Origin of the sequence: Curtobacterium subtropicum, from assembly GCF_030362975.1 — a bacterium.
GTDB classification, from domain to species: Bacteria; Actinomycetota; Actinomycetes; order Actinomycetales; family Microbacteriaceae; genus Curtobacterium; species Curtobacterium subtropicum.
Genome location: NZ_JAUCMM010000021.1, coordinates 1 through 5,539 on the forward strand (window position 1 = coordinate 1; position 5,539 = coordinate 5,539).

The window sequence follows — 5,539 nt, forward strand, 5'->3', positions numbered from 1 at the left end:
ACGTTGAGTCCGGCGGCGTCCTACTCTCCCACAAGGTCCCCCTTGCAGTACCATCGGCGCTGAGAGGCTTAGCTTCCGGGTTCGGAATGTGACCGGGCGTTTCCCTCTCGCTATGACCACCGGAACACTGTCGACCCAGATCCTGGATCAAACCATTGTTCCTTCAGAGCATTGCTGAAGTATTCAGTTTGATTCCCGATCGTCTGTCGGGAACCACAAAGTGGACGCGAGCCCCACACCGGAAACGGTCTGGGTAATAGTTGTGTTGTCAAGTCTTCGGCTTATTAGTACCGGTCAGCTCCACGGGTCGTTGGTCCCCGCTTCCACATCCGGCCTATCAACCCAGTAGTCTGCTGGGAGCCTCTCACACTCAAGGTGCATGGAAATCTCATCTCGAAGACGGCTTCCCGCTTAGATGCTTTCAGCGGTTATCCGGTCCGAACGTAGCTAATCAGCGGTGCCCTTGGCAGAACAACTGACACACCAGAGGTTCGTCCATCCCGGTCCTCTCGTACTAGGGATAGATCTTCTCAAATTTCCAACGCGCGCAGCGGATAGGGACCGAACTGTCTCACGACGTTCTAAACCCAGCTCGCGTACCGCTTTAATGGGCGAACAGCCCAACCCTTGGGACCTACTCCAGCCCCAGGATGCGACGAGCCGACATCGAGGTGCCAAACCATGCCGTCGATATGGACTCTTGGGCAAGATCAGCCTGTTATCCCCGAGGTACCTTTTATCCGTTGAGCGACAGCGCTTCCACAAGCCACTGCCGGATCACTAGTCCCGACTTTCGTCCCTGCTCGACCTGTCAGTCTCACAGTCAAGCTCCCTTGTGCACTTACACTCGCCACCTGATTGCCAACCAGGTTGAGGGAACCTTTGGGCGCCTCCGTTACTCTTTGGGAGGCAACCGCCCCAGTTAAACTACCCATCAGGCACTGTCCATGAACCCGATCAGGGTCCTACGTTAGACATCCAAAGTGACCAGAGTGGTATTTCAACAATGACTCCACGAACACTAGCGTGCCCGCTTCACAGTCTCCCACCTATCCTACACAAGCCACTCCGAACACCAATACCAAACTGTAGTAAAGGTCACGGGGTCTTTCCGTCCTGCTGCGCGTAACGAGCATCTTTACTCGTAGTGCAATTTCGCCGAGTTCGCGGTTGAGACAGCTGGGAAGTCGTTACGCCATTCGTGCAGGTCGGAACTTACCCGACAAGGAATTTCGCTACCTTAGGATGGTTATAGTTACCACCGCCGTTTACTGGGGCTTAAATTCAGAGCTTCGCCCGAGGGCTAACCCTTCCTCTTAACCTTCCAGCACCGGGCAGGCGTCAGTCCGTATACATCGTCTTGCGACTTCGCACGGACCTGTGTTTTTAGTAAACAGTCGCTTCCCACTGGTCTCTGCGGCCTTCAACGCTCAACAACGAGAAGTCGTATCACGTGTCCGGCCCCCCTTCTCCCGAAGTTACGGGGGCATTTTGCCGAGTTCCTTAACCACGATTCTCTCGATCTCCTTGGTATTCTCTACCTGACCACCTGAGTCGGTTTCGGGTACGGGCGGCTGCAACCTCGCGTCGATGCTTTTCTCGGCAGCATAGGATCACTGATTTCCCCTTGACGGGTACGCGTCGGATCTCAGGCACACAGACGACGGATTTGCCTATCGTCAGCCCTACATCCTTACACCAGGTTCACCTTACGGATACCATCGCCTGGCTCAGCTACCTTCCTGCGTCACACCTGTTCATACGCTAGCCGCACCAGCATGGGGTCGAGCGTTAGACCGGACACCATCACCCCGAAGGGATCCGGATGTACCGGGTTAGGACTCTTAGCACCACTGGATTAGCTTGGGCGGTTGTTCGCCGGTACGGGAATATCAACCCGTTGTCCATCGACTACGCCTGTCGGCCTCGCCTTAGGTCCCGACTTACCCAGGGCGGATTAACCTGGCCCTGGAACCCTTGGTCTTTCGGAGGACGGGTTTCTCACCCGTCTTTCGCTACTCATGCCTGCATTCTCACTCGTGTGGCGTCCACGGCTGGATTCCTCCGCCGCTTCACTCGCCACACGACGCTCTCCTACCACTCCGCACGACTGAACCACGAAGGCTTGTCTGTGTGCGAAATCTACAACTTCGGCGGTGTGCTTGAGCCCCGTTACATTGTCGGCGCGGAATCACTTGACCAGTGAGCTATTACGCACTCTTTCAAGGGTGGCTGCTTCTAAGCCAACCTCCTGGTTGTCTGTGCAACTCCACATCCTTTCCCACTTAGCACACGCTTAGGGGCCTTAGTTGGTAGTCTGGGTTGTTTCCCTCTCGACGATGAAGCTTATCCCCCACCGTCTCACTGCTGCGCTCTCACTCACCGGCATTCGGAGTTTGGCTGACGTCAGTAACCTGTTGAGGCCCATCGGCCATCCAGTAGCTCTACCTCCGGCGAGAAACACGCAACGCTGCACCTAAATGCATTTCGGAGAGAACCAGCTATCACGAAGTTTGATTGGCCTTTCACCCCTATCCACAGCTCATCCCCTCCATTTTCAACTGAAGTGGGTTCGGTCCTCCACGACGTCTTACCGTCGCTTCAACCTGGCCATGGATAGATCACTTCGCTTCGGGTCTAGGACATGCGACTCAAATCGCCCTATTCAGACTCGCTTTCGCTACGGCTGCCCCACACGGGTTAACCTCGCCACATATCACTAACTCGCAGGCTCATTCTTCAAAAGGCACGCCGTCACCCCTACAAGGAGGCTCCGACGGTTTGTAAGCAAACGGTTTCAGGTACTATTTCACTCCCCTCCCGGGGTACTTTTCACCTTTCCCTCACGGTACTTGTCCGCTATCGGTCATCTGGGAGTATTTAGGCTTATCAGGTGGTCCTGACAGATTCACACGGGATTTCTCGGGCCCCGTGCTACTTGGGATACACATCCGGCCATGACACCATTTCGTCTACGGGGCTGGCACCCACTACGGCCCGGCTTTCAAACCGGTTCGACTATGATGCGCTGTAACCGCCCCAGTCCGGCAGAACTGAGCGACGTGTCCCACAACCCCGACCATGCAACGCCCGCCGGCTATCACACATGATCGGTTTAGCCTCATCCGCTTTCGCTCGCCACTACTCACGGAATCACATGTTGTTTTCTCTTCCTGTGGGTACTGAGATGTTTCACTTCCCCACGTTCCCTCTACCCGCCCTATATATTCAGGCGGGAGTCACCAGGTCGACAAGTCGCCCGGCGGGGTTTCCCCATTCGGAAATCCTCGGCTCACAGCTCGATTATCAGCTCCCCGAGGCTTATCGCAGATTTCTACGTCCTTCTTCGGCTCCAGATGCCAAGGCATCCACCGTTTGCTCTTAGAAACTTGACCACAAAGATTAAAATTGCGATCGACTCGACACCCGACCACCCCCGAAAGGATGACCATCGTCCCGAGCGATCTAAGATGCTCGCGTCCACTGTGTAGTTCTCAACATACGATCGGCACCACACTCCCCGAACCAACCGGTTCGCTTCATGCAGCCCACTCGAAGAACCATCCGGACAACCCGTCCGCCGGCTCAACCCCCGATCATCACGACCGGGAAGCCTGGTCCCTCAGGACCCAACAACGTGCACCAGCCGACCCGCTCACCCCGACCCCTTCCAACCAGCGAACTGGCGTACTCAGGCCGGAAGCTGCGCTCCCGACTGCACTGTCAATGTTCCACCCATGAGCTACCGGCAACCACACTCGGGTTGCATCGGCGCCTGAACCAAGACACCTGCAAGCAGGGCCGGTCAGATGCTCCTTAGAAAGGAGGTGATCCAGCCGCACCTTCCGGTACGGCTACCTTGTTACGACTTAGTCCTAATCACCGATCCCACCTTCGACGGCTCCTTCCACAAGGGTTAGGCCACCGGCTTCGGGTGTTACCGACTTTCATGACTTGACGGGCGGTGTGTACAAGGCCCGGGAACGTATTCACCGCAGCGTTGCTGATCTGCGATTACTAGCGACTCCGACTTCATGAGGTCGAGTTGCAGACCTCAATCCGAACTGAGACCGGCTTTTTGGGATTCGCTCCACCTTACGGTATCGCAGCCCTTTGTACCGGCCATTGTAGCATGCGTGAAGCCCAAGACATAAGGGGCATGATGATTTGACGTCATCCCCACCTTCCTCCGAGTTGACCCCGGCAGTCTCCTATGAGTCCCCGCCATAACGCGCTGGCAACATAGAACGAGGGTTGCGCTCGTTGCGGGACTTAACCCAACATCTCACGACACGAGCTGACGACAACCATGCACCACCTGTACACCGACCACAAGGGGGCAACCATCTCTGGCCGTTTCCGGTGTATGTCAAGCCTTGGTAAGGTTCTTCGCGTTGCATCGAATTAATCCGCATGCTCCGCCGCTTGTGCGGGCCCCCGTCAATTCCTTTGAGTTTTAGCCTTGCGGCCGTACTCCCCAGGCGGGGCGCTTAATGCGTTAGCTACGACACAGAAACCGTGGAAAGGTCCCTACATCTAGCGCCCAACGTTTACGGCGTGGACTACCAGGGTATCTAATCCTGTTCGCTCCCCACGCTTTCGCTCCTCAGCGTCAGTTACGGCCCAGAGATCTGCCTTCGCCATCGGTGTTCCTCCTGATATCTGCGCATTCCACCGCTACACCAGGAATTCCAATCTCCCCTACCGCACTCTAGTCTGCCCGTACCCACTGCAAGCCCGAGGTTGAGCCTCGGGATTTCACAGCAGACGCGACAAACCGCCTACGAGCTCTTTACGCCCAATAATTCCGGACAACGCTTGCACCCTACGTATTACCGCGGCTGCTGGCACGTAGTTAGCCGGTGCTTTTTCTGCAGGTACCGTCACTTTCGCTTCTTCCCTACTAAAAGAGGTTTACAACCCGAAGGCCGTCATCCCTCACGCGGCGTTGCTGCATCAGGCTTTCGCCCATTGTGCAATATTCCCCACTGCTGCCTCCCGTAGGAGTCTGGGCCGTGTCTCAGTCCCAGTGTGGCCGGTCACCCTCTCAGGCCGGCTACCCGTCGTCGCCTTGGTGAGCCATTACCTCACCAACAAGCTGATAGGCCGCGAGTCCATCCCCAACCAAAAAATCTTTCCACCACCAGACCATGCGGCCGGCAGTCGTATCCAGTATTAGACGTCGTTTCCAACGCTTATCCCAGAGTCAGGGGCAGGTTACTCACGTGTTACTCACCCGTTCGCCACTAATCACAGGAGCAAGCTCCTGATCATCGTTCGACTTGCATGTGTTAAGCACGCCGCCAGCGTTCGTCCTGAGCCAGGATCAAACTCTCCGTAAAAAAATTACCAACCCACCACCAAAAGCAGCAGGCCGAGTTGATCATGACTGTAAAGACTGTCCACTGGACAATCAATTCAATCCAAAAGGAATTGTCTCCGACCCGGTCAGCAAACCGACCAGGCACGGGGTCAAAATAATTGGCATTGACAATGTGCACGCTGTTGAGTTCTCAAGGACCAGACGCACCCCCCACTC

Annotated in this window: 3 rRNA genes; all 3 read right to left on the reverse strand. The window is 55.9% G+C overall.

Features of this window, described 5'->3' with window-relative positions:
- Positions 1-7: 7 nt before the first annotated feature.
- The 3 genes from rrf to QUG98_RS16530 all read right to left on the reverse strand — a co-directional run bounded on the left by rrf (position 8) and on the right by QUG98_RS16530 (position 5,342).
- A 5S ribosomal RNA gene (gene rrf, locus QUG98_RS16520) occupies positions 8-124 on the reverse strand.
- A gap of 140 nt (positions 125-264) precedes the next feature.
- Positions 265-3,395: ribosomal RNA gene (locus QUG98_RS16525) — 23S ribosomal RNA — on the reverse strand.
- A gap of 425 nt (positions 3,396-3,820) precedes the next feature.
- A 16S ribosomal RNA gene (locus QUG98_RS16530) occupies positions 3,821-5,342 on the reverse strand.
- The 16S, 23S and 5S rRNA genes sit together here, the layout of an rRNA operon.
- Between the last annotated feature and the right edge of the window lie 197 nt (positions 5,343-5,539).